Source organism: Streptomyces sp. NPDC052042 (genome assembly GCF_044548345.1).
Lineage (GTDB): Bacteria > Actinomycetota > Actinomycetes > Streptomycetales > Streptomycetaceae > Streptomyces.
In genome coordinates this window covers 313,108-333,501 of sequence record NZ_JBIUBU010000005.1, presented here as the reverse complement: position 1 = coordinate 333,501, position 20,394 = coordinate 313,108, and the positions used below count along the sequence as shown (strand labels likewise).

Annotated in this window: 22 protein-coding genes; 4 read left to right on the top strand and 18 right to left on the bottom strand. The window is 69.3% G+C overall.

The window, feature by feature from the left end:
- Window positions 1-92 precede the first annotated feature (92 nt).
- The 8 genes from ACIHCL_RS12730 to ACIHCL_RS12695 form a co-directional block, all read right to left on the bottom strand.
- Window positions 93-1,853: a relaxase/mobilization nuclease domain-containing protein gene (locus tag ACIHCL_RS12730; protein WP_399860489.1), complete on the bottom strand. Its 1,761-nt coding sequence runs from the start codon at window positions 1,851-1,853 to the stop codon at window positions 93-95.
- Window positions 1,853-2,518: a MobC family plasmid mobilization relaxosome protein gene (locus ACIHCL_RS12725; RefSeq protein WP_399860487.1), complete on the bottom strand. Its 666-nt coding sequence runs from the start codon at window positions 2,516-2,518 to the stop codon at window positions 1,853-1,855. Before ACIHCL_RS12725 ends, ACIHCL_RS12730 begins: the two co-directional genes overlap by 1 nt.
- On the bottom strand, window positions 2,515-2,739 hold the full coding sequence (locus ACIHCL_RS12720; protein WP_399860485.1) for a hypothetical protein: 225 nt from the start codon (window positions 2,737-2,739) through the stop codon (window positions 2,515-2,517). Before ACIHCL_RS12720 ends, ACIHCL_RS12725 begins: the two co-directional genes overlap by 4 nt.
- Before the next feature lie 101 nt (window positions 2,740-2,840).
- Entirely contained in the window at window positions 2,841-3,863 is a 1,023-nt protein-coding gene (locus ACIHCL_RS12715) for a DUF2637 domain-containing protein (RefSeq protein WP_399860482.1), read from the bottom strand.
- Window positions 3,860-4,426 carry a WhiB family transcriptional regulator gene (locus ACIHCL_RS12710; RefSeq protein WP_399860479.1) on the bottom strand — a complete coding sequence of 189 codons (567 nt, stop codon included), beginning with the start codon at window positions 4,424-4,426 and terminating at the stop codon, window positions 3,860-3,862. The genes ACIHCL_RS12715 and ACIHCL_RS12710 overlap by 4 nt, the downstream gene beginning before the upstream one ends.
- Before the next feature lie 119 nt (window positions 4,427-4,545).
- Window positions 4,546-5,196, bottom strand: coding sequence for an ATP-binding protein (locus ACIHCL_RS12705; protein ID WP_399860477.1), 651 nt, complete (start codon window positions 5,194-5,196; stop codon window positions 4,546-4,548).
- 54 nt (window positions 5,197-5,250) lie between these two features.
- Entirely contained in the window at window positions 5,251-6,270 is a 1,020-nt protein-coding gene (locus ACIHCL_RS12700; RefSeq protein ID WP_399860474.1) for a hypothetical protein, read from the bottom strand.
- A gap of 1 nt (window position 6,271) precedes the next feature.
- Window positions 6,272-6,598 (bottom strand): transcriptional regulator, encoded by a 327-nt coding sequence (locus ACIHCL_RS12695; protein ID WP_399860472.1) that lies wholly within the window; start codon window positions 6,596-6,598, stop codon window positions 6,272-6,274.
- Window positions 6,599-7,029: 431 nt separating this feature from the next.
- On the opposite strand from ACIHCL_RS12695, the gene ACIHCL_RS12690 reads away from it, so the two are divergent.
- Window positions 7,030-7,476 carry a Secondary metabolite protein gene (locus ACIHCL_RS12690; protein WP_399860470.1) on the top strand — a complete coding sequence of 149 codons (447 nt, stop codon included), beginning with the start codon at window positions 7,030-7,032 and terminating at the stop codon, window positions 7,474-7,476.
- A 33-nt stretch (window positions 7,477-7,509) separates the two neighbouring features.
- Here ACIHCL_RS12690 and ACIHCL_RS12685 read toward each other — a convergent pair whose 3' ends face one another.
- A complete protein-coding gene (locus ACIHCL_RS12685) occupies window positions 7,510-8,352 on the bottom strand; it encodes a helix-turn-helix domain-containing protein (protein ID WP_399860468.1) in 843 nt (280 codons plus the stop codon).
- A gap of 351 nt (window positions 8,353-8,703) precedes the next feature.
- Between ACIHCL_RS12685 and ACIHCL_RS12680 the strand changes: the two genes are divergently transcribed.
- The 3 genes from ACIHCL_RS12680 to ACIHCL_RS12670 are packed head-to-tail and all read left to right on the top strand — an operon-like array spanning window position 8,704 to window position 11,613.
- Complete coding sequence (locus ACIHCL_RS12680) at window positions 8,704-9,249, top strand: regulator component (protein ID WP_399860466.1); 546 nt, start codon at window positions 8,704-8,706, stop codon at window positions 9,247-9,249.
- Window positions 9,246-10,430: an MAB_1171c family putative transporter gene (locus tag ACIHCL_RS12675; protein ID WP_399860464.1), complete on the top strand. Its 1,185-nt coding sequence runs from the start codon at window positions 9,246-9,248 to the stop codon at window positions 10,428-10,430. The genes ACIHCL_RS12680 and ACIHCL_RS12675 overlap by 4 nt, the downstream gene beginning before the upstream one ends.
- 4 nt (window positions 10,431-10,434) lie before the next feature.
- The gene (locus tag ACIHCL_RS12670; RefSeq protein ID WP_399860461.1) at window positions 10,435-11,613 is read left to right on the top strand and encodes a cytochrome P450; all 1,179 of its coding nucleotides are present in this window, start codon (window positions 10,435-10,437) and stop codon (window positions 11,611-11,613) included.
- Between the two features lie 23 nt (window positions 11,614-11,636).
- Here ACIHCL_RS12670 and ACIHCL_RS12665 read toward each other — a convergent pair whose 3' ends face one another.
- From ACIHCL_RS12665 to ACIHCL_RS12625, 9 genes are all read right to left on the bottom strand, one after another.
- Window positions 11,637-12,509 carry a phytanoyl-CoA dioxygenase family protein gene (locus ACIHCL_RS12665; protein WP_399860459.1) on the bottom strand — a complete coding sequence of 291 codons (873 nt, stop codon included), beginning with the start codon at window positions 12,507-12,509 and terminating at the stop codon, window positions 11,637-11,639.
- Entirely contained in the window at window positions 12,506-14,626 is a 2,121-nt protein-coding gene (locus ACIHCL_RS12660; RefSeq protein WP_399860457.1) for a phosphoketolase, read from the bottom strand. Before ACIHCL_RS12660 ends, ACIHCL_RS12665 begins: the two co-directional genes overlap by 4 nt.
- Window positions 14,616-15,269, bottom strand: a complete 654-nt coding sequence (locus ACIHCL_RS12655) for an L-threonylcarbamoyladenylate synthase (RefSeq protein WP_399860454.1) — start codon at window positions 15,267-15,269, stop codon at window positions 14,616-14,618. The genes ACIHCL_RS12660 and ACIHCL_RS12655 overlap by 11 nt, the downstream gene beginning before the upstream one ends.
- Before the next feature lie 15 nt (window positions 15,270-15,284).
- Window positions 15,285-16,055 carry a phytanoyl-CoA dioxygenase family protein gene (locus tag ACIHCL_RS12650; RefSeq protein ID WP_399860451.1) on the bottom strand — a complete coding sequence of 257 codons (771 nt, stop codon included), beginning with the start codon at window positions 16,053-16,055 and terminating at the stop codon, window positions 15,285-15,287.
- A gap of 73 nt (window positions 16,056-16,128) precedes the next feature.
- Complete coding sequence (locus tag ACIHCL_RS12645) at window positions 16,129-16,905, bottom strand: class I SAM-dependent methyltransferase (protein WP_399860448.1); 777 nt, start codon at window positions 16,903-16,905, stop codon at window positions 16,129-16,131.
- A complete protein-coding gene (locus ACIHCL_RS12640) occupies window positions 16,902-17,606 on the bottom strand; it encodes an HAD family hydrolase (RefSeq protein WP_399860445.1) in 705 nt (234 codons plus the stop codon). The genes ACIHCL_RS12645 and ACIHCL_RS12640 overlap by 4 nt, the downstream gene beginning before the upstream one ends.
- Window positions 17,603-18,052, bottom strand: a complete 450-nt coding sequence (locus tag ACIHCL_RS12635) for a hypothetical protein (protein ID WP_399860442.1) — start codon at window positions 18,050-18,052, stop codon at window positions 17,603-17,605. The genes ACIHCL_RS12640 and ACIHCL_RS12635 overlap by 4 nt, the downstream gene beginning before the upstream one ends.
- Window positions 18,052-19,101, bottom strand: coding sequence for an enolase C-terminal domain-like protein (locus tag ACIHCL_RS12630; RefSeq protein ID WP_399860439.1), 1,050 nt, complete (start codon window positions 19,099-19,101; stop codon window positions 18,052-18,054). Before ACIHCL_RS12630 ends, ACIHCL_RS12635 begins: the two co-directional genes overlap by 1 nt.
- A complete protein-coding gene (locus tag ACIHCL_RS12625; protein WP_399860438.1) occupies window positions 19,088-20,206 on the bottom strand; it encodes a hypothetical protein in 1,119 nt (372 codons plus the stop codon). The genes ACIHCL_RS12630 and ACIHCL_RS12625 overlap by 14 nt, the downstream gene beginning before the upstream one ends.
- Window positions 20,207-20,394: the final 188 nt, after the last annotated feature.

The following is a 20,394-nucleotide window of genomic DNA, read 5'->3' as shown; positions in this document are numbered from 1 at the left end:
CTTCTGTTTCCATCCGTAACAGCTGGTGGAAGCGGTTGTCCAGGGGTTTCGTAGCGTCCCGCAGACCGGTTGGGCGGCCTGCGGGACGCCGGTCAGCGTCGAGGTGGGCGGTTGCGTGGGTCGAAGGTGATCGGGCGGGCTGCGATCGTGGGGGCGCTCCGGTTGGTCGAGGTCTTGGGCTGGCTGGTGCCGGCATGCGGTCGGCGAGGCGCTTCGTCGGGGTGGGCGGGGAGCTGAGCCAGTCGGCGCAGTCGCCAGACCAGGACGTCGTTCACGTCCTCGGCGGTGTCGAGTTCGCGCATGTCGATGGCTTGTTGCAGGAGAGTTTTGGGGTCGTGTCCTGCTTGCTCGGCCTGGGCGAGGGTGGCGGCCAGGGCGTCGTTCTTCGCCGACGTACTGCCCGCATCCCGCTGTTGTTCCGGCAGGGCGGCGCGGATGGTTGCCTCGTGGGTTCGGCGTTCGGCCTCGGGCAGGGCGCGGCCCTGGTCGCGCAGTGCGCGCATGGGTGTGGTGGCGGCCTGGTGGTAGGCGGTTCGTAGGTGTTCGGCGGTCTGGCGGGAGGCGTGGGCTTGCTGGGCGTGTCCGCGGGCGGAGTGCCAGCGGGCGGCGGCGAGGGTGACCAGGATCAGGGTGGAAAGAAGCATGGCGGTGGTGCCGCCGTCTTCGCCACGGCCGAGAGCGGTGCCGGCGTGGATGATTCCGCGGGCGGCGGAGCGGATGGCCCGGGTGTCGGCGTGCTCGGCTCGGACGTGGCTGCGGGTGGCACGTTCGAAGGCGCGGGCTGCTGCACCGAGTTCGGTGCGGGTGGCGGCTGGGGATGTCTGTGCGACCGCGTCCAGGAGTTCTCCGATTCCGACGAGCTGAGCGGGTGCCTCGTCGTCGTCGCTGTCGAGCAGAGGGGCGGCGCGTTCGGCGATGCCGGTGGCTGTGCGCCGCTCGCGGGCGGGGCGGGACCAGTCCGGTCGGCCGCTGGTGTCGGCCGACGCGGTGGTCTGTTTGGCGATGTCGTCGGCCAGGCGGCGGCGGATCTTCGGCAGGGACAGGTCGGGGGCCAGCTTGGAGCCGGGGAACCAGATCGGTTCGCCCTTGCGGTTGCGGTCGCCGGGGAGGGCGACGTTGTAGCCGATGGCATCGCCGGACGGAGCGTTTCGCACCTTCACGCGCAGGCCGGCCTCGCGTAGTCGGGCGAAGAACTCCTCTTCGGTGGCGGCCCCGGCGAGGGCTTGTCGGACGGCTTCGCGCAGCGTCTCGCGCGGTGGCTCTCCTCGGCCGGTTCGCTCGGCCTTGAAGCGTTCGGCGCTGGTAGGAGTCTTGGCTCCGGTGCCGTCGCCGGGCTTGAGCCGGCGCAGGCCCATCTCTTTCTCGATGCGGCGGCATTCGGCCTGGGCCTTCTTGAAGTCGTAGTTCATCCTGGGGCGGCGCAGGTCGCCTCGGACCATGGTGGCCAGGATGTGGATGTGGTCGTCGGCATGCCGGACGGCGACCCAGCGGCAGCCGTCCGGGTCGCCTTCGGGGGCGAGGTTGACGGCGTGGACCAGGCGGCGGGCGACAGTGTTCCACTCGGCGTCGGTCAGGTTCCGGTCGCCGGGGTCGGTACGGACCGAGCAATGCCAGACGTGCTCGGCCGGTGCCGTGGTGCCGGCCTGCTTGACCCGCAGGTCCAGCGCGGCGACGAGGCGGGCGAGGGTGACCTTGGCGTCGAAGTCGGGGCTGGTGCCACGTCCGGGGTCGGGGGCGAAGCCGTCCCAACTCCCGACAAGGTGGGGGTCGATGTGCTCGTCTCGTTTGCCAGGGCTGTACAGGTAGACGAGCAACCCGTGGGTCCGGGAGCCGCGCCGGATCTTGGGAACCATCAGAGTCGCCTCCTCACCAGAGCATCGGCGGCATCGTCGATACGGGCCATGAGCCGGGTCAGAGTCGCAAGCACGTGGTCGAGTTCGCCGGGGCGGGGCTGTCCGCCGGCGTTGTGGACGTAGGCGATCTGGTTGATGTTGTTGCCGATCCTGGCCAGGGCAGTGCGCAGGGCGACCAGCTCGTCGATGGCGGTGTCGAGTGGTTCGTTGGTGTGCAAGGTGGTGGAACCGCGGGCAGCGGCGAGGCTGGCGGCGGCGAGAAAGCGGGCGACGGTGACGCCACGCTGTGCGGCGGCGGCGGCGATCTCGGCTTTCTCGGCGTCGGAGAGACGGGTGGTCGTCTTGCGGGTGCGTTGGCTCGGGTTGCGGCTGCGGCGGCGCGGCTTGCGGTCGGGAAACGCGGGCGTGCTCGGGCTCGGCTGTTCGCGCTCGGCAGCGTCGTCTGCTTCTCCCCCTTCGACCGGCGCCCCCTGGTGCCGGTTGCCCGGCTGGTCCCCGAGCGCCCTCGTTCGGGGACCAGCCGGGCTTCCTCCGCCCTCCTGGGCGGAGGCAAGTGCGTACGACGGGCCGTAGGACCGTCGTACGCGACAACTTGCTCCGCCAGGAGCCGTCGTTGGGTCACGCTCCAGTCCGGGCGTGGTGACCGTCGGGTCGTTGGCGGTCACCGGCTCGTCTCCGGGTTCTGTTGCCGGATTTCGCGGACGAGTTCCTCGATCCAGTCCATGGCCAGGACCGGATGGTGCAGGGTCCAGGGGCGAGTATGCGGGGTTCGTTGCACGGTCCATGTGTTGCCGGGGCCGGATTGGGCGCGGTGGAGGTGGCCGTGGCGGTGCAGGACGGTCAGCCAGGAATCGACCTCGGCAGGTGTGGCCGGGTGGGTGCGCATGAGGTGCTTTCCGCTCCGCTTCGGGGGTCTGTGTGGGTGTGTGTCCGGGGCGGGTGACCGGCCGGGGTGTCCGGCTCGGTCGCCCGCTTCGGGCTGTCCGGTCAGTTCCGGGCGGAGGTGACCGGCTGTCCGTGCTGCTTGCGGAGCTGGGCCATCAGGGCGGTCAGCGTGTCGTTGGACAGGGGGATCTGCTGGCCTCGGATCGCCTGGGCGACCACCTTGCGGGTCAGCTTGTCCTCGGCCCTGACCGCTGACCGGGCGATCTTCAGCAGGTCCTCGGTGTCCGGGTCGGACCGCCGGTCGCCGGGTGTCCGGGTGTCCCGGCTGGTGACCGGCGGCGGAGTGACCGGGTCGGTGGCGGCCGCGCGGGCAGTGACCGGCGGCGGAGTGTCCGAATGTCCGGGCAGGTCAGCGACCTGGGGCGGCTGCTCGTGGTGACCGGTGACCGGGTTGTTGCTGTCCGCCGGAGTACTGTCCCCGGTCAGTGACCGAGGACTCGGGGTCTGTTTATCCAGGGACAGTCGCGGCCGGTCGGTCAGGGCGGTGACCGGCTGTCCGGCGCTGACCTGACCAGCCTGCGGCTGCTGCTGACCGATCCGGTCAGTCCGGGTGACCGCGATGTCCTCGGGCCGGTCAGCCTGATCGGCGTGGCCAGCCTGACCGAGGTCCTCGCGGTCGCTGTCCTTGACCGGGCCCCGGGCGATGAGGATGTAGAGGTGGACCGCTCCGGCCAGCGCGAGCGGGGCGATGGTGGACAGCACCGCGACCACCGTGTCCCCGAGCCGGAGCCCGGTGCCGACGACCGCTTCCTCGTTGAGGCGCACCGCATGGAGGGCGTTGGCCCAGATGCTGGCAGCGGTGGCGGTGCCGAAGAGCGTCCAGACGTAGAGCCGGGCGCGCAGGGGCGCGTCGCGCAGGACCAGGAGTGCCCGTATGCCGTAGGCGATGAACCCGTCGATCACCAGAGGGAAGAGGTAGGTGAGGAAACCGCGGACATGGACGGCGACGGCCATCTGTTGGAGGGCGTCGTACGACAGCGCGCATCCCGCGCCGCCCAGGGCGATGACGACCGCGCGGTCCCAGCCGGTGATGTGCGCCGCCTTCGGCATGCTCGCGGTACTCACGCCGCCGTCCCGAAGTCGTCGCGGCCCAGGCGTTCACCATCGGTCTCGGGAGGCGCGGTGGTGTTCGTGGCCGGCTCCAGGTCACGATGCACGAGAGCGCGGCGGGTCTCGCGGTAGAGCTTCTGGGCGTGCTCCTCGGTGATCTTCAGGAGCCAGGCCAGGCGCTGCTCGGTGACCCCGTGGCGGAAGGCGGCGTAGACGACCGCGCGGCGCTCTGCCTTGGTGAGGTGGACGTCGCGCCCCGCGATCGTGTCGTTGACACGGCTGTAGTCGAGGCGGTGGGCGAGCTTCTCGTGCAGTGGTCCGCGTTCCTCCTCGGTCAGTCCGCCTCGGATGCCGTCGGTGTCGCCTCCTTCCAGGGCGGCGTCCAGGCAGGTGCGGCGGACCGGGCATTGGTGGCACAGCGCCTTCGCGGCGGTGATCTTGCCGGTCTCGTCGGGCTCCGGGAAGAACATGTCGGGGTCCACCAGGTTGTACTCGGTGCTCTGGCAGACGGCCTCGTCCTGCCAGGTCTGGTCGCCGAGCGACCGGTGGCGGGCAGGGCTGATCGTCGTGGTGGTCATGCGGGTTGGCTCCGATCGCTCTCCGCGCGCAGGGGCGTCGGCGGAGAGGCGCGCTGGGTCGGGGAAATGCTCAGGGCGGCGCGCAGCGGGCGCGGCCCGGCGTGGTGGCCTGCGGTGGGTCAGGCTGCGGGGCTGTGCCGTCTGCGGTCGACCTGCTCAAACTCGACCCGGGTGGTCATCTGCGCCAGCCGGGAGGCAACGCGGTCACCCAGGTAGGCCCGGAGATCGCTGATGCGCAGGTTGGTGGTGATCAGGGTTGGGAGCATGTGGTTGTACCGACGGTTGATCAGCCGGTACGTGATCTCCTCGGTCCACTCCGTTGCCCGAGCCGCGCCGAGGTCGTCGATGATCAGTAGCGGGCAGCGGCTGACGGCTGCCAGCTCCCGCTCGTTGTCGACGCCGGGCCGGGGCCGCAGGTCGGCGTACAGGTCGGCGGCGGTGGTCGCGCGCCAGCGCACGCCGACTCCGCTCTGCACCAGCAGCCGGACCGCGCCGTACGCCTGGTGCGTCTTGCCCGCGCCGACGACCCCGGCCATCAGCAGGCTCGGCCCTGTGGTGACCTGCCGCCGGGCTCCCCGGCTGGGGGCGACGGCCGCGACGGCGACCTCCCGGACCCAGGCCAAAACCTGGGGGTGGTCGGCGACGGCGGCCTGGTAGCGCGGGGGCATCCCTGCCGACAGGGCATCCAGCGGGGAGAACGGCTCGGGCTCATCGACCAGTGCGGCGACTGCGGCTGGGGCGATGTTCCGAGCGGCCAAGATCCTGGCCATTCGGTCCAGGGTGCCCTCGCCGAGGGTCCGCGGCTCGCGGTTAACGGGTGCGCATCACAGCTCCTCGGCGTAGGCGGTGGCAGCATTGGCGGGGTTGGTCCACGCCTGGTGGGCGGGCACGTTAGGGCGGATTCCCGGCCGCGCCAAACCGGCGGAGCGTGCGTTCATGGCCTCGTTGACCATGCTGGTCAGCACGCTGGGGTGCTTGGGGTTGGCGGCGAAGTTCTGCAGCCCGCCCCGGATGTGCTCCGGGGCGATGCCCTCGCCCAGGAGCTTCCTGATGAGCCGCCCGAGGTGGCCGATCACGTCACTGGGCGGGCGCTCGTCGCAGGCAGCGATGTACTCGCCGACGAGCTGGTTGGCCGAGACGGTGGCTGCGGGCGTTGTGCGCCCCGTAGGGAAAGAAGATCCAGGATCCAAGATCCTAGATCCAGGCGCCGAGCCCTCTCCGAAGCTTCGGGGAAGGGTCGAGGAGGGCTCGGCGAACGCATCCTGACCTGCGCTTTTCATGTCCGCGTGGCTAGGCGTGCCGGCCATGCCGTCGAAGGCGTCCTGCTGGGTGGCGGGAGCCTGGTCTGTGTGGTTGCGAGGCGTCGCGGCGGGCCGCGCGGGCAGATCGAGGGCTCGGGGAGCGTTCGGCGAAGCCTCGGCGAGCCCTCGGGAAGGGGTGGGCGACTCCTCGGTCCGCCTGGTGCAGGTCCCCTTGCAGGGAGCGCACCGGTCGGCTGCTTGGTGTTGCGGGCAGGCGGGGAGACGGGACTGGCTCGGCTTGTCGATCTTCTGGTGCTCGGACCAGGTCACGATGTGAAGGTAGCGGCGGCCGTCGCAGCCGGTGTACCGGCAGATCAGACCGGCGGCGGCAAGCTGGTGGAGGTCGTCCTCGACGTGGACCGAGGTGTGCTCGGCGCGCAGGGGCCAGAGCAGCCCGGCGATGATCGCGGCGTTGTCGCGGTGACGGCCATGGTCATCGGCCTGAGTGAGGAGCCCGAAGAAGGTCCGCTCCGCCTCGACGCTCACTTCGGCAAGCGACTCGGAGACGAAAGCCTCCGGCTTGATGGTTCGTATCCGCGCCATGTCAGCGACCCCGGCCGTCGGCGATCAGGTCGCTGCGCGTGAGGGTCGCGTCGGCGAGGTCGAAGGTGTGCGGTCGCGTCCAGTCCACCTCCGGCCAGAACCGCAGGATCCAGCGTGCTGCGATCTTGGCAGTTGTCCGGGCCAGCTGCATGGTCTGCCCGGCCTCGTCCTTGACGATGGCGTGCGGGTGGGGCCATGCCTGCTTCGGGTCGTTGAGGCTGACCCGTATGGTGGCCGCGCCCGGAATCATGTCGGCGAGCTGTACCGCGAGGCGGTGCTGGCGGTCGGTGTCCGGGCAGGCCAGGGTTCCACTGTGCATGGCGAGCATGCGATACTCCGTTGTTCGTAGGAGTGCGATGCGGCGGTTCTCGTGCAAAAGCCCCGCCGCTCGCGAGATGTGAATCGGTACCCCTCGGGGTGCCGGCCCGGCGCTTGGGAGTTGGTAGCTCCCGGGCGCCGGTCTCCTTCGCCTCTGCGGGCGCTACGGCCCGTGTCTGTGCATCACCCCTCCTCTCCTGGCTTGCTTCCTGCCGGTGCCCCGTTTGCGCGGGGACCAGAACCATAGGGCGACACCTGGCACAAGTCCAGAGCCTCAGCACCCACTCCGACCAGGCATGGAACACTGCACTGGATGAACTTGGCGGCAAACGTACACTGCAATGGCGGCGATTCGTCAACTGCAATGTCGAAACCTGGGACACTAGGAGGAGCGATCACCACTGGAATGGATAAGGTTGTGATCATGACGAAAGGCCGCACATGACCGAGAAGACCGAGCGCACCTTCGCGGAGCTGCTCGACTACCTGTTCCGGGAGGTGCACCCAAAAGACCGGAGCTCATACACGTACGCGGAGGTATCACAGGGCATCCGGGAAACCTCCGGCGTAGCCATCTCCGCAAGCGCCATCCAGCAGCTTCGTACCGGCACCAACACGAACCCCAAGATGCAGACCATCCGGGCGCTGGCCGCGTTCTTCGGAGTAAGCCCGGGCTACTTCTTCGACGAGGAGGAGGCCGAGCGACAGCGCGCGGAGATCAAGGTGGTCGCCGCAATGCGCGACCAGGACGTGCGCAGGGTAGCGCTGCGCGCCAACGGGCTCAGCACGTCGAGCCTGCACATGCTGAACACCGTGATCGACCAGGCCCGGCGGCTCGAAGGAATGCAGGACGACCCGGACTCCTCCGGACTGCTCGACGACGAATGAGGACCCGCCGCGCGCAACGGTCCATTCCGGGTCTTACACGCCGACCGCTCCTCGACGGTCTTCCATCAGCACAATCATGCGGAGCCGGTCGCTGCGCATGGGACGCAGGGCGGCGATGCGGACAGAGACCTCCCGGCCCCGGTGGTACGGAAGCCTGAGTCTGCGCACGTCCCCATCGACGTGCTCGACCATTTCGTGCCGGTCCCAGATCGCTTGCGCAGCAGGAGATCCCGCGAGGATGTCGCGCTCCAGCAGCCGTAAAGCCTCATTCTTCGGGTGACGCGCCCGCTCGTAGCGGATCTGCGCCAGATAGGGGCGGGCCCAGTCGGCCTCCCAGCCCACGAGCTGCTCGCGAGCCTCCGGACTGAGAAAGGCCCACCTCATCTGATTGGCCTGGTGGGCGGCCCAAGGGAACCAGTCCAGCAAAGGCCCGTTGTAGCCGATCACGTTCCACGCCAGGTCCGTCACGAAGGCGGGGACAGGTGCCTGGTTGTCGAGAAGGAGCTGGAGCACCTCGTCCATCTCCGCCAACGCCTCAGCCTCCGGCACGACAGCAAGTGCCGGCGGACGACCGACCGCCCCCAGGTACAGCGCGTCACGCTCTGGCCGACTCAACCGTAGCGCCGACGCGACCCGGTCCAGGAAGTCGGTGGAGTACCCGGCTTTCTTGCCGCGCTCCAGGGCTCCATACCAACGTTCACTCACCCCAGCCAGGCGAGCCACGTCTCGCTGCGTCAACCCATCACCCCGACGATCCGAGACCTTCAGCCCAGGAACAACTCGGGGATTCGTACGCCTCCGCCACGAACGCAGCAGTTCAGGTAGGGACTCGCCGCCGAGCTCCCCGCCCTCACCTTGCCCACACTGTAAGTCCATGGCCCGCAATTAGATCCCATGTTCAGGTGACATGCACCACAACACGCTCTGAATATCCACCAAAGAATCACGCAACAGTAACTCAGAGCAGCCGGACATAACGGGTGGTCAAAAGTTCAATGTCTCGTGCGGTGCATGACGAAGCATCAAGAATGCCGGTGAGAGCTGGCCGGAGAACAAGGCCAACGGAACGAGAGGAACAAAACCTCCCCTTCACCGCCCTTCGAAATAGTCACCATCCGTAATCGGAACTGACAGTTCCAGGAAGCGTGACTTCCCCCTACTTCTTGGCATCCTCTTGCCGCACTCGCCAGCGATTCGCTGCACAGCCCAGGCCGAGGGGAGACAGCCATGTCCTTGCCAGATGACGACGAGCGCCGCTTGCGCAGATCGTGCGAAATGCAGGTCGATCTCCTGCACCTGCCGCACCGCTTCAGTACGCGCGAACTACGCGAGGCGATAGCCGCGCGCCGTGGAAAACCCATCCTGCTGAAGCCGCTAAGGACGCTAGGTGCGATAGACGCACCTTGCGGCATACGCCTGGAGACACCAGGGGCCGATCTCCTCTACTACGAGGAGGGCACCTCCATGCATCACCAGCGGCACATCCTGACTCACGAGCTCTGCCACGTGTACTGCGATCACTCCGGAAGCCTGGAGGTCGACGCAGATACGGCCGAAGCCCTCGGGGTGAACCCGACGTTGGCGATGCGCATGACGGGCCGCACGAGCTATTCGACGGCCGATGAACGCGAAGCGGAAATGATGGCGACAGTTATCCGTCAGCGCATCTATCGCGAACGCGAATCCCCTTCTCGCCATCCGGAAAAGGGATCGGACAGCTGGGACGCACTCTTTGCTCAGCCCATCAAGAAAGGTCGGTTCCGCGCACGATGAATGCCGTATTTCTTGGCATGGCCTGCCTCCTCGCAGCGGCGGCCGGCTACTGGATCCTCGGCCGTAAGACGCCCCGTCCGACCGGTACGTGGGCCATGGGCGCCCTCCTCGGCTCGTTCGCCCTGGCCTTCGCCTCCTACGCACCGCTGTTCGAGAACGCGGTCGAAGCAGTCGTGCCTCATGTGGCCCGGCTGCTGAGCAACTGTGCTTCGTTGGCCGCAGCCACAGCGGTGCTGGCCGTCTCGTTCCAGCTCAACCTGGACCCTGCGGAAGCACAGCGACGGATCCGACTGCGCCTCGTTCTCTTCACGACATCCGTCGTCGGGATGGCCGCGCTGTTCACGTACGAGCAGATGACGCACCGCTCTCCGCAGGTATACGCGCTCTACCTGCTCCTGTTCATCTCCTACCTCAGCTTCGCCATCGTCGACTTCCTGCTGCAGGCCGTGCGTCAGTCGAAGTCGACTCGTCGCAGCAGCATCCGGATAGGTCTGCGGATGGCGGCAGCAGGCTGCGCCTTCGCACTCGTCTACTCCGTGTACAAGCTGACGGTCCTCATCTCCCTTGGCCTGGGATTCCACCTGATCCCAGACCATTCGCAGTGCTCGTCGCTCATAGCCGCGCCGTGCGTCTGCAGTGTGACGTCCCCGATGCTCGCCGTCCTGCTGATCTGTCTCGGCCTCACGCTGCCGGCTGTCGTCTACCCGATCAGCCAAGCCCGCCGCCGTCGCTGGGAGGCTCAGTCCTTCGAGGCGCTCGGCTCCCTCTGGCAGGACCTGACAGCCGCGATGCCAGAGATCGTCCTGTCGTCCGCAGACTTCGCCAAGGGCGCTTCGAACGACTCGGACTTCTTGCTCCAGCGTCGAGTCATCGAGATCAGCGACGGCATCCTCGCCCTCCGGCCATACCGATCCCGCAGAGTGCAGGAGACAGCCCAGGGCACTTTCGACGCTGGAACAGAGAAAGGGTCTGCAGCGGTCGAGGCGGCTGTCGTGAAGGCCGCGCTAACCGCTTCGAAGGCCGGTCGGTTCGCCGACGAGCTTGCCCTGCCGTCGGCGGAGGCCGCCTCCCGCAAGGACCTTCGTGCGGACACGGAGTGGCTCCTCCTTGTGGCCGACGCCTACGCACACCGTGTTGGGCGTGTCGCCGACGACGACCAGCCAGAGCCGGTTGGAGCCTGAAGGCATGACCGACCCGACACAAGATCCCCGCTTCCTGCAGAACCCTTACCCCACGTATGCGGCCATGCGGTCCAGGTGCTCTGTACAGGCCGTCCCCACCGGCTCTGGTGGGCACCTCAGCTACATGATCACCGGCTATGCGGAAGCCAGGGAAGCGCTCAGCGACCCTCGGCTCTCGAAGGACACGGCCACCTTCTTCGCGGACAAGGGGTCGCGGCGTCGCCTGCACTCCGCGGTGGCGCACAGCATGCTGGCCAGCGATCCACCCCGGCACACCCGGCTGCGCAAACTGGTGACCAAGGCGTTCACGACAGGAGCCGTCGCGGAGCTGCGTCCGTTCATTGGCCGGGTCACCGATGAGCTGCTCGACCAGTGGCCAGCCGGCGAGCGGTTCGACTTCGTGGCCGACCTGGCTGTGCCGCTGCCGGTCATTGTGATCTGTGAGCTGCTCGGAGTCCCGGAGACAGACCGCCCCGACGTCAAGCGGTGGTCCGGAGAGCTGTTCGCGGCAGGCAAGCCCGACGTCATCGACGCGGCCTCTCATGCCATGGCCGACTACATGGCACACCTCATCACTGCCAAGCGCCGGCACCCCAGCCGCTCCCTCCTTGACCGGCTCATCTCGGCTCGCGACGGAGACGACCGACTCAACGAGGAGGAGCTGGTCTCTCTGGCAGTGCTGCTGCTCGTCGCCGGACATGAGACCACCACCAACTTCCTCGGCAACACCCTCCTGGCGCTGTTCCAGCACCCTGATGAGCTCGACCGTCTTCGGAAGACCCCCGACAGCGTCCCAGCCGCGCTGGACGAACTGCTCCGGTTCGACTCCCCCGTGAGTACCGCCACCTTCCGGTACACCACGGAGGCTGTCACGCTCGGCGGAACTGACATCCCGGCCGGTGTCCCAGTACTCATCGCTCTTGGAGCCGCCAACCGCGACCCGAAGCGGTTCCCGTCTCCGGACCTCCTCGACTTGGACCGAGACGCTACTACTCACCTCAGCTTCGGCCACGGCATCCACCGCTGTGTCGGCGCACCCCTCGCCAAGGCGGAAGCCGACATCGCCATACGAGCCGTCCTGACCCGTTTCCCCGGAATCCGGCTTGCGGAACCGCCTGACCACCTGGACTGGCGCCGGACCCGGCTGGTGCGCGGTCTGGCATCGTTGCCGGTCCTCGCCTAACTTCTTGTCAACCGATGGGCCCCTTAACGCTCGTCCAACTTTTCCGAGTTGACGAGGGAGGCCACCGAACGAGTTCCCCACCACGAGCGGATGGGGGCTGCTCCGCTGCCCTTGGCGAGGGATCCGTCCGGGCGGCGGTCGGGCAGGCCCAGGAGCTGCTGCTCGATCAGGGTGAGGGCGGGGTCTTTCCGGAGATCGGTGGCGGGGTCGTCTACGGGGTGGAGCCAGCGGTATCCGTACTGGAGCATCAGTGCAATGCGGGGGCGGCCGGAGAGGTTGATGCCTCCGGTGTGCCAGGTCCGGTTCTCGAAGAGGACGACGTCGGTTCCGGCGATGTCGGGGGTAATGGCGCCTGGCGGGTCGATGGCGCCAGCGCGAACGACGGGTTCTTCGGTGAGGTGGTGGCTGCCGGGGAGAAACATCGTCAGCCCGCAGTCGGGAGTGACAGGGGTGAGGTACTGGGCGACCTTGATGGCCATACGGGGGGTGTTAGGAAAGCCCAGGTCGGCGGTGACGCCGTACATGTCGCGGTGCCATCCGTGGCGTTCGGGGATGCGGATGGTGCGGGGCGGGCCGCTGGGCAAGGCGATGAGGTGCGCGGACAGCAGGTGGATGTTCGGGCTGAGGAGCTGGACGACCGTGGGCAGGACGGCGGGGTTGGCCAGTAGCGGGAGGAAGGCGCGGTCGAGGTTGAGGCATCCGCGGAAGCCGTCCTTGCCGTCGCCTCCTCGGTCGCGGCCGCGGGTGATGTCGCTGGCCAGGAGCTTCTCGGCGGCGGTTAGGAGCCGGTCGCGCAGGTCGGGGGTGATCGCGTCGCGGATGACCGCGCACCCGTCACGTTCAAAGGCGTCGATGGTGCCAGTGTCGGGGGCGACGGGCGGGAGCGGAGTGCTCATGGGACCGGTATCTCCTTCGGGGCGTCGGTGAGGGTGGTGGCGAGCTGCCACAGGGCGGCGTCGTCGAGGCCGCAGAGCTTTCGGAGGCGGGCCGGGGAGACGGGGCGGCCGGGGTCGCGGTAGCCGAGGACAGTGAGCCGGGGCCCGGGGTGGCGGCGGCCGAGGAGAGCGTGGATGTCGGCCGGATGCCCGCTGGTGGCCAGCATGACCGGCGCGCGGGTGCCGAAGTAGCGGGCGAACGCGGCCGGGGCGAGGGCAAGGGGGCGGGTGCCGTCCTCGGCGAGGGCGGTGAGGTCGTGGACGTGGACGTATCGCAAGCGCAGGTCCGGTCGTTCGGTGCGCAGGCGTTGGGCAAGGACGGTCAGGGCCTCGGCGGGCAGGTCGCCGGCGGAGGCGAGGATCAGGTCGGGCTCGTCGGAGCCGGGGTGGGTCAGGTGGGACCAGGTTGCGATGCCGTGACGCAGTTCTTCGTCAAGGGATTCCAGCGGGTGGTGGAGCTGCGTGTGCTTGCCGGCGACGACGAGCGTGCACCGGTCGAGCTTGCGCAGAGCGAAGGTGAGCGCGGCGGCGGTGCGCGCGGGGTCGGCCGGGGTGAGGACGTGGAGCGTGGGATCGCCGCTGGCCAGGAGCGCCGACGTGAGGCTGGGATTTTGGTGGGTGAAGGTGTTGTGCCAGCCCAGGCTGGTCATGAGGTAGACCAGGCTCGGCAGCGGAGCGAGCCCGGTATGCCGGCGTACGGCCCGGTGCTTGAGCTGCTGCTGGATGAGGCTGAGGGTGATCGGCGCGAATGCCTCGTAGGTGGCGACGAGGGCGTGCCGACCGGTCTCCGTGTAGCCCTGGGCCCAGGCGTGGCATAGTTCTTCGCTCAGTACTTCCACCGCCCACGGTGCCAGGCGTCCGTGTTCGTCGGTGAGGTCGAGGCGGTTGGAGGCCAGTTCGTCGGGGCTGAACAGGCGGAACGGACCCTGCTCGGTGCGCGCCCGCAGGACCTCGGGAACCACCTGTGCGAACGGGCGGCCGGCGGCATGGGCAGCGACCTGGGCGGAGGCGGCGACGCAGCCGCGCGGCGCCTGGAGACCGTCGGGCTCGGGCCGGGGAATCGGGAGCGCGGGCAGCAGGTGTGGCCGGGGCCGGCCGCCCGGGGTCAGGAGCTGGCCGGGCTGGTAGGAGGCCAGCCAGTCGGCGAGCGCGTCGAACTCGGCGGGCACGCCGGCCGGATCGCGCAGCGGCGTCTTGTGGACCGTCGGCGTGCCGACGAGGTGAGCGGGGGCGCCGTGGCCCTTGTCCAGGGTGAGCACCAGGACGCTCGACGGTCCCGGAATGCCCAGGGGCTGGGCGACGCCGAGCGCTTCGGCCACCGCCTGGCGGAGCTGGGCGGTGTCGCGGCCGTCGCTGTAGACGGGCCGGTGGCCAAGGCCGTTGAAGTACGCGGTGAGTTCGGTGCGGCTCAGGGTGGACAGCAGGCTCAGCCCGCCCATGCGCATTCCGTTGAGCAGGACGACGGGAAGGACGGTGCCGTGGTCGCCCGTACCGTGCAGCGCGCGGGTGGCGAGCCAGGAGGCGGCGGTCGTCCCGGTCTCGCACTCCCCGTCGCCGATCAGGATCACGGACAGCCGGTGGGGCGCGTCGAGGACGGTGCCCTGCCCGATCGCGAGGGCGGGGCCGAGCTGGCCTCCGGTGTACAGGTGGCCGGGGATCATCGGGGTGATCTCCCCGCCGATGTCGGCCTGGGGGAAGCCGGCGACGAGTTCGCGCAGCCCGGCCGCGCCTTGGCGCTGGCCGGGGTGGACGCGGCCGAGCCGGTCGGTGAGGTAAGCGTGGGCGAGGGCGGATGGCCCGGCGTGTCCGGCGCCGTGCAGGACGTGCAGCTCGTACCCGTCGGGGACGGCCGCTTGGAGCGGGCCGAGGGCGGCGAGCATTCGGTTGACGGGCGGGCACACTCCCCAGTGGCCGGCCGGTCGTGTCTTGACGTCAGCCGGGGTAAGGGGCCGGGCCAGAAGCGGGTTGTCGCGCAGGTAGAGCTGGGCGAGACAGAGGTAGTCGAGCGCGTCGGCGACGGCAGCCACCGAAGCATCGGGCACCAGGTCCTTCGTGCGGCGGGCAAGGTCAGCCCACATGCGGTCCTCCTGCCGGGGCTAGGGCGGCTTCGATGGCGCGGGCGTGGACGGTGCCCTCCCGCTGCAGGTGCGCGGCGGCGCCCGTGGGGCAGTCGACAATGGTCATGTGACGGCCTTGCGGGCAGATCCCGTCGTCGAGGACCGCGGCGATTCCGGCCCCCGTGGCCTGGTCGAAGGCAGCGACCTGCCCCGGAGTGAGCGCCGGGCGGTCCTCGTCGCCGGCGGCGGGGGTGGAGATGCTGCACACGGCAGCGGCCAGGGGCTCACCGGCCAGGGCGACCAGTTCACCGAGGACGCCGTCGGGGCAGCCGACGAGCGCCGGCGAGCCGACGGCCGGAAGGGGCTCCGCTCCAGGCTTCCAGGGAAGACGCAGCGCGAGGTCCCCCGGCCACAGAGCACCGATCAACCGACATGCGTCGTCGCTCAGCTCGAACAGCGCGCCGGACGTGGTCGGGGAGTCGAGCAGGAGCAGCAGCGGCTTGTGCTCGGGGCGCTGCTTGGCTCGGAAGACCTTGCTGGTGACGGTGGGGTCGGCGGCGCGGGCACACAGCATGTACCAGCGGGGCGTAGGCACGGCGATCACCTTCCCAGCGGCCAGGAGCCGGGCCGCGCCGGGGAGTTGGTCGAGGGTGAGGACATCCACGGTGCTCTCCCCCTCTCACACGGTTCCGGGACGGGCGAGGGCGGCGAGCACTGGGTATTCCAGCCACGGGTCCGACAGAGCGCGCAGTGCGAGGTCGGGGTGCTGGGCATGGCTGACGCGGAAGTACGCCATCACCCTGGGCGTGCTGCTGGTGTTGATGCCGACCCGGTGCGGGACGAGGTGGTGCATCACGACCACGTCGCCGGGCTCGGCGGTGAAAGCGATGCCGTCCTGGGCATCAATGTCGTCGGGGGTCTGGGCCGGCTGCCCCAGGACCCAGTCCTCGGCGAAGTGGGAGGCCATCCGGTGGTGCCCGCCAGGGACGTAGTGCAGAGCGCCGGCGTCCGCGGTGGCGCCGCCCTCCAGGACAACGCCGACGATGAAGGTGAACGTACGCAGATCACGGGGTTCCAGGTGAGGGCAGGAGACGCCGTCGACGTGCATCGCCTTCACCGGCTGCTGCGCGCCGTGCGGCAACCGGATCTGGATCTGTGCTCGGGTGACCCCGGCGGTGGTCGCGGGCCGCAGCAGATCTCCGGACAGCTCCACCAGGCCGCTTCGCTGGTAGAGGGCGAGGAGGTCGGGGTGTTCTTCCAGCTCGGGGGCGAAACTGCGTTCGGTGTAGGCGGTGAGCTGCGCGGGGTTGTATGCCTCGTTCAGCCAGCCGCCGACGAGCTCGCGGGCTTTGGACAGCACGGTGCCGTGGACTAGGCCACGGCGTATGAGGACGCCGTCGTCGACGAATTGACGCCGCTCGTCGTCGCTCCAAGTAGCGGATTGGGGCATGGCGGATCTCCTTCTCGGGAGGAAGGGATGGCCGGGGCGGAGAGGGGCCGCCCCGGCGGCGAGGGCGTGGCGGTCAGTCGCGCCGGCCGAGGACGACCTGGAAGGAGGCGTGCTCGGTCAGGCCGCCGGCGGCGTGATCGTCGAGCAGTGCGCGGGCGCGGCGCTCGAAGTCGTCGACCTGCTCGCCGAACAGCGGCCGGGCGGCGAACGAGGTCGAGTACAGGTAGCCGATCACCGTCTCGGTGCTCCACTCCCGCTCGACGGTGATGCTGTGCTCCTCGACCTGGCCGAACGCGGACTCGGCAAGAATCTCGCGGTACGGCCGGTCGTGCGCCGCGTACTTCTGGCCCTTCCCGGCCCGCCGCTCTTCTCCCAAGTACTCCTGGATCAAGGTCCGCAGGGCGTCGGTCCACTCTGTGCGCGCGGTCCACAGGCTGCCGTCTCCCATGACGGCGACGGTCGCGTCCGGCGCGGTCATGCTCTCCAGGCGCGACAGCACGACGCTCTGGTTCATCCAGTGGAAAGCGCGGCAGACCGTGACCAAGTCGGCCCGGTAGGAGGCGGGCGGGGTGAACTCTTCGGCCGATGTGTTGTGCAAACGGACGGCGACCGGCAGCCCGGCGAGTGCCTTGCCAGCCTCGCCGATCATGCCCGTGTCCTGCTCGACGAGGTCGATCTCCGTCACCTGCCCGGCCAGGGCCAGGGGGACCTGCCCGGTGCCGGATCCCAGGTCGAGCAGAGCTCGGTGCTCCTTGCCGGCTACTCGCTGCGCGAGCAGCTCGACGGCTTCGTCCGGAATGCCTGGCCGGTAAGTGGCGTAGTACGGGGCGGTGGTGTCGAACTTGCTCATGAGGTACGGCTCCTGGTGGTGTGGGTTGACGGGAGGGCGGTCTGCTCGATGTGACGGACCGCGCCAGCGAGGTCCGCCACGATCGTGACCCGGCCGGGGTGCTCGGCCAGCAGCCGGAGCTCTTCAGCCGACCACGTTGGGCGCGAGGTGATCCACATGGCTTGGGCTCCGGCGGCGAGGGCGCAGCGCACGTCGTAGTCGAGGCTGTCGCCGACGTGCAGCATCTCTGCGGGGTCGTGGCCGTGCAGTCGAGCGACAGTCTGCACGGCGCGCGGGTCGGGCTTGACGAACCCGAGCTGCCACGACGGGTGATGGGCCCGTATGTGAGGGGCGAGGAGAGCCGCGACGTCGACCGCCTGCTCGTCCCAGTAGCTTACGTTCGACAAGGTGACCACCGGTGCGGTCCGTGCGATCCGCGCCACCGCCTCCACCGCGCCGGGCCACAGGGCGAAGCCGGGCGGGCGGTGGCCGTGAGGGAAGCGCGAGGGCGCGATGCCCAGGGCGGCGCATACCGTCTGCGGCCCCGTCGCATCGCTGTGCGGATCCAGGGCGTGCAGGATCTTCTGTGCGACCTGCTTCGCCTGCCGGACCGGGAGCGGGGACAGCTCCACCAAGTGCTGCGTCAGCGTCGTCCCGGACGGTTCTCCCAGTGTGTATCCGACATCGAGGCTCACCAGCCGCACCGGGGTCGCGGCGCTCACGAAGGCTCCGCCAGAGCCGCGATGATCAGGCCGATCCGTTCGGCACGCACGGGGCCGGGACCGGCTTCGCCGAGGAAGGTCAACAGTTGTCGGGCCTCAGCCGGCGACCAGCCGCTGGTGTCGACACTGGCCTTATCGGCTGCTTGGGCGAGGTCGTCCGGAATCGCCGGCGGGCGCGAGCCGTGCGGTATCAGCAGCGTGCCGCTCCACTCCTTGCCGGCCTGCGCCTGTGGCAGGGCCAAGCTGAGGGGTGAAAGGACGGTGACATCGTCGAACGTGAGGATGCGGACCGGGAGTTCGGGCAGGCGCATCGGCCGGTCGAGGCGCAGGGTCGCGGACAGGAAAGTGTCGTGTCCGCTCAGCCGCTCGTCCACGACGAGCAGCACCTTCTCCCCGCACTGCTCCAGGCGTCCGCGGACCGCCAGCTCGCCCGTGTGCATGGGCATTACCAGCGCACCTCCATCCCGAGACCGGGCCGGTCGGGGACCGCGACGTGCCCTCCGTCAGGCTGGAGCATGCCGCGCAGTGCCCGCTGGCGTCGCGGCTCCCACACCACCTGGTACTCCACCGCGCCCGCCGCGTGAGGGAACGCGGCGGCCAGGTGCACAGCGGGCAGGAACGCCCGGCCGTGCAGATGGACGGGTACCGTCGCGTCGTGCGCGGCACCCAGCCAGCCCCGCGCTTCGGTGATGCCACCGCACCACACGGCGTCGAACGTGAACGCGACCGGTCGGCAGTGCTCCAGCATGGCCACGGCATCCTCCACATGGGTCAGCCGCTCGCCGAACGCAACCCGCAGCCCTTCGGCCTGCCCGCACAGACGCGTGTACGCGGCCCGGTCGGTCCGCGCCAGCGGGTCCTCTACCCAACGCACCGTCTCTGGCGCGAGGAGTGGTGCGACTTCTGTGGCCAGCACGTGGCCCCATGTGCCCAAGGCATCGATCGCAACGTTCTTCCCCACCCACGCCGCCGCCCGCTCGGCCACCTGCGCGATCTCATAGGCTCGCTCTTCGCGTATCGCCCACTTGGTGAAGGCGAACCCTTGCTCGGCGGTGGCCTTGACCGACTCGGCGGCCGAAGAGGAGTTCAGGTCCAGGGAGAGCCAAGAGGCGTAGACCGGCACCTGTCGCGCGGGCCGGCCGCTGAGCAGGGCGGCGACCGGTAGGTCAGCGAGGCGTCCGTGCAGGTCCCACACCGCGCAGTCCAGCGCCCCGACCGCCCAGCGCCCTACCCCTGCTGCGTGCGGGCCAAGTTCGGCCAGGATCCTGCGCAGCAGACCCTCGTGGTCGACCACCGGGTGCCGCAGAGCGCTCTGTCCGAGCCGGGCGGCGACGAGCGCAGCGGGCAGCTCGTCGACCGGAGCGAACACCCCGGCCACCCCACGGGCCTCGACCACCACCGCGAACCGGCTGTCGCCCGCCTCGTACGGTCCCGCCACGCTCTCGTCGAGGCGCTCTACCCGCACCCGGTCGATGATTGCGTCAGCGAGGCCCATCGACGAGGTCCTCTCCCGCGTAGGTGAAGTACCACAGCGGCCGATAGCACTCCCATGCCAGCGGCCTCAGCCCGGTCGACGTCATGGCCCGCTCGATGGCCGTACGCGCCTGCAGGTAATGCTCCAGCCTCTCCGCGCCCGGCGTCCGCATGCCCTGCATCATCACCGTGTGCGCCTGGAACACCTGGACGTTCGGGAACGCGCTGATCACGTCTGCCAGCTCATTCACCCCACGCACCAGGTCTTCCATCGGGTCCAGGCCGACGATGTACGTGTACGAGGTGTCCAGCCCCGCTGCCCGTGCCCGCGCCAGCAAGTTCGGCATCTGCTCGGGCCGCAGGTCGGCCTTGGTGGACTTCATCAGAGCCTCCCGCCGGGTGAAGTGCTCGGCCGTCAGCCTGAGCACAAACGGCGACACCTGCGATGCGATGGCCTCGAACGCCTCGTCGCTGCGCAGCACGGAGGTGAGAAAGCCGATCCGGGCCTCGACGCTGGCCCGCGCAAGAGCGGGCCGTAACGCGGTCAGGTGAGCGACGGCCGCCTCCTCACGCTCGAAGCACCCGGTGGAAATAGTGACCTCGGTCAGTTCGGCCAGGTTGCGGCGGGGATGTTGCTCGCCGAGGGCGCGCAGCAGGTCGTCGAGCCCCTGCTCCTCGTGCAACCGCGGGTCGGCGGCAGCCTCCAGGGTGTTGGGGCACCAACCGCACCCGACGCATCGGCTGCGGGCGTTGGGGTTGAGGGTCGCGGCACGGCCGTCGTTACGGAAGTACCCTCCGACCGCTTCGTCGGCGTCGATGCGCTCCACGTGAGCGACTACCTCGCCGTTCAGCGACAGCTCGTCGCCCCGCAGCCGGAACGGGCTGGCCGGCCGGTTCAGCGGGACGATGATCTGCCAGGGGACCTCGGGGCGGCGCGTGAGTCGGAGGTTGACCCGGGCCCGGTGACGGTCCTGGTCGGAAGTGATTCCGTGCAGGTTGACGGCGATCAGCAGCACGTCCTCGACGGGTACCCCGTAGGTCAGGGCAGCCCGCTCCAGGTGACGCAGGCGTGCTGCGCCGACGGCACCATCCAAGGATATGACCGGACTCTTGGAGAGATGCGTCATGAAGGGCTCCAACTGTCTCTGATGTTTAGGGGTGTTGCTACGGAGCGGGTTGGCATCGTGCCGTGTGCGGCCCCGAGCAGCAGGGTCCGCCAGCTTGAGCGACCATGCGCCGGCGGCAGCCATGTCCTCCTCGGCCCCGCGTCCACGGTGGACAAGCGAGGAACCGAGCCGTAGGGCACGTGCAGGAG

Bases quoted from the DNA above. Each gene is read 5' to 3' on its own strand.
- ACIHCL_RS12730 (WP_399860489.1), bottom strand. From the start codon at position 1,853: ATGGTTCCCAAGATCCGGCGCGGCTCCCGGACCCACGGGTTGCTCGTC.
- ACIHCL_RS12720 (WP_399860485.1), bottom strand. From the start codon at position 2,739: ATGCGCACCCACCCGGCCACACCTGCCGAGGTCGATTCCTGGCTGACC.
- ACIHCL_RS12710 (WP_399860479.1), bottom strand. From the start codon at position 4,426: ATGACCACCACGACGATCAGCCCTGCCCGCCACCGGTCGCTCGGCGAC.
- ACIHCL_RS12705 (WP_399860477.1), bottom strand. From the start codon at position 5,196: ATGGCCAGGATCTTGGCCGCTCGGAACATCGCCCCAGCCGCAGTCGCC.
- ACIHCL_RS12700 (WP_399860474.1), bottom strand. From the start codon at position 6,270: ATGGCGCGGATACGAACCATCAAGCCGGAGGCTTTCGTCTCCGAGTCG.
- ACIHCL_RS12695 (WP_399860472.1), bottom strand. From the start codon at position 6,598: ATGCTCGCCATGCACAGTGGAACCCTGGCCTGCCCGGACACCGACCGC.
- ACIHCL_RS12690 (WP_399860470.1), top strand. From the start codon at position 7,030: ATGACCGAGAAGACCGAGCGCACCTTCGCGGAGCTGCTCGACTACCTG.
- ACIHCL_RS12685 (WP_399860468.1), bottom strand. From the start codon at position 8,352: ATGGACTTACAGTGTGGGCAAGGTGAGGGCGGGGAGCTCGGCGGCGAG.
- ACIHCL_RS12680 (WP_399860466.1), top strand. From the start codon at position 8,704: ATGTCCTTGCCAGATGACGACGAGCGCCGCTTGCGCAGATCGTGCGAA.
- ACIHCL_RS12675 (WP_399860464.1), top strand. From the start codon at position 9,246: ATGAATGCCGTATTTCTTGGCATGGCCTGCCTCCTCGCAGCGGCGGCC.
- ACIHCL_RS12670 (WP_399860461.1), top strand. From the start codon at position 10,435: ATGACCGACCCGACACAAGATCCCCGCTTCCTGCAGAACCCTTACCCC.
- ACIHCL_RS12665 (WP_399860459.1), bottom strand. From the start codon at position 12,509: ATGAGCACTCCGCTCCCGCCCGTCGCCCCCGACACTGGCACCATCGAC.
- ACIHCL_RS12660 (WP_399860457.1), bottom strand. From the start codon at position 14,626: ATGTGGGCTGACCTTGCCCGCCGCACGAAGGACCTGGTGCCCGATGCT.
- ACIHCL_RS12650 (WP_399860451.1), bottom strand. From the start codon at position 16,055: ATGCCCCAATCCGCTACTTGGAGCGACGACGAGCGGCGTCAATTCGTC.
- ACIHCL_RS12645 (WP_399860448.1), bottom strand. From the start codon at position 16,905: ATGAGCAAGTTCGACACCACCGCCCCGTACTACGCCACTTACCGGCCA.
- ACIHCL_RS12635 (WP_399860442.1), bottom strand. From the start codon at position 18,052: ATGCCCATGCACACGGGCGAGCTGGCGGTCCGCGGACGCCTGGAGCAG.
- ACIHCL_RS12630 (WP_399860439.1), bottom strand. From the start codon at position 19,101: ATGGGCCTCGCTGACGCAATCATCGACCGGGTGCGGGTAGAGCGCCTC.
- ACIHCL_RS12625 (WP_399860438.1), bottom strand. From the start codon at position 20,206: ATGACGCATCTCTCCAAGAGTCCGGTCATATCCTTGGATGGTGCCGTC.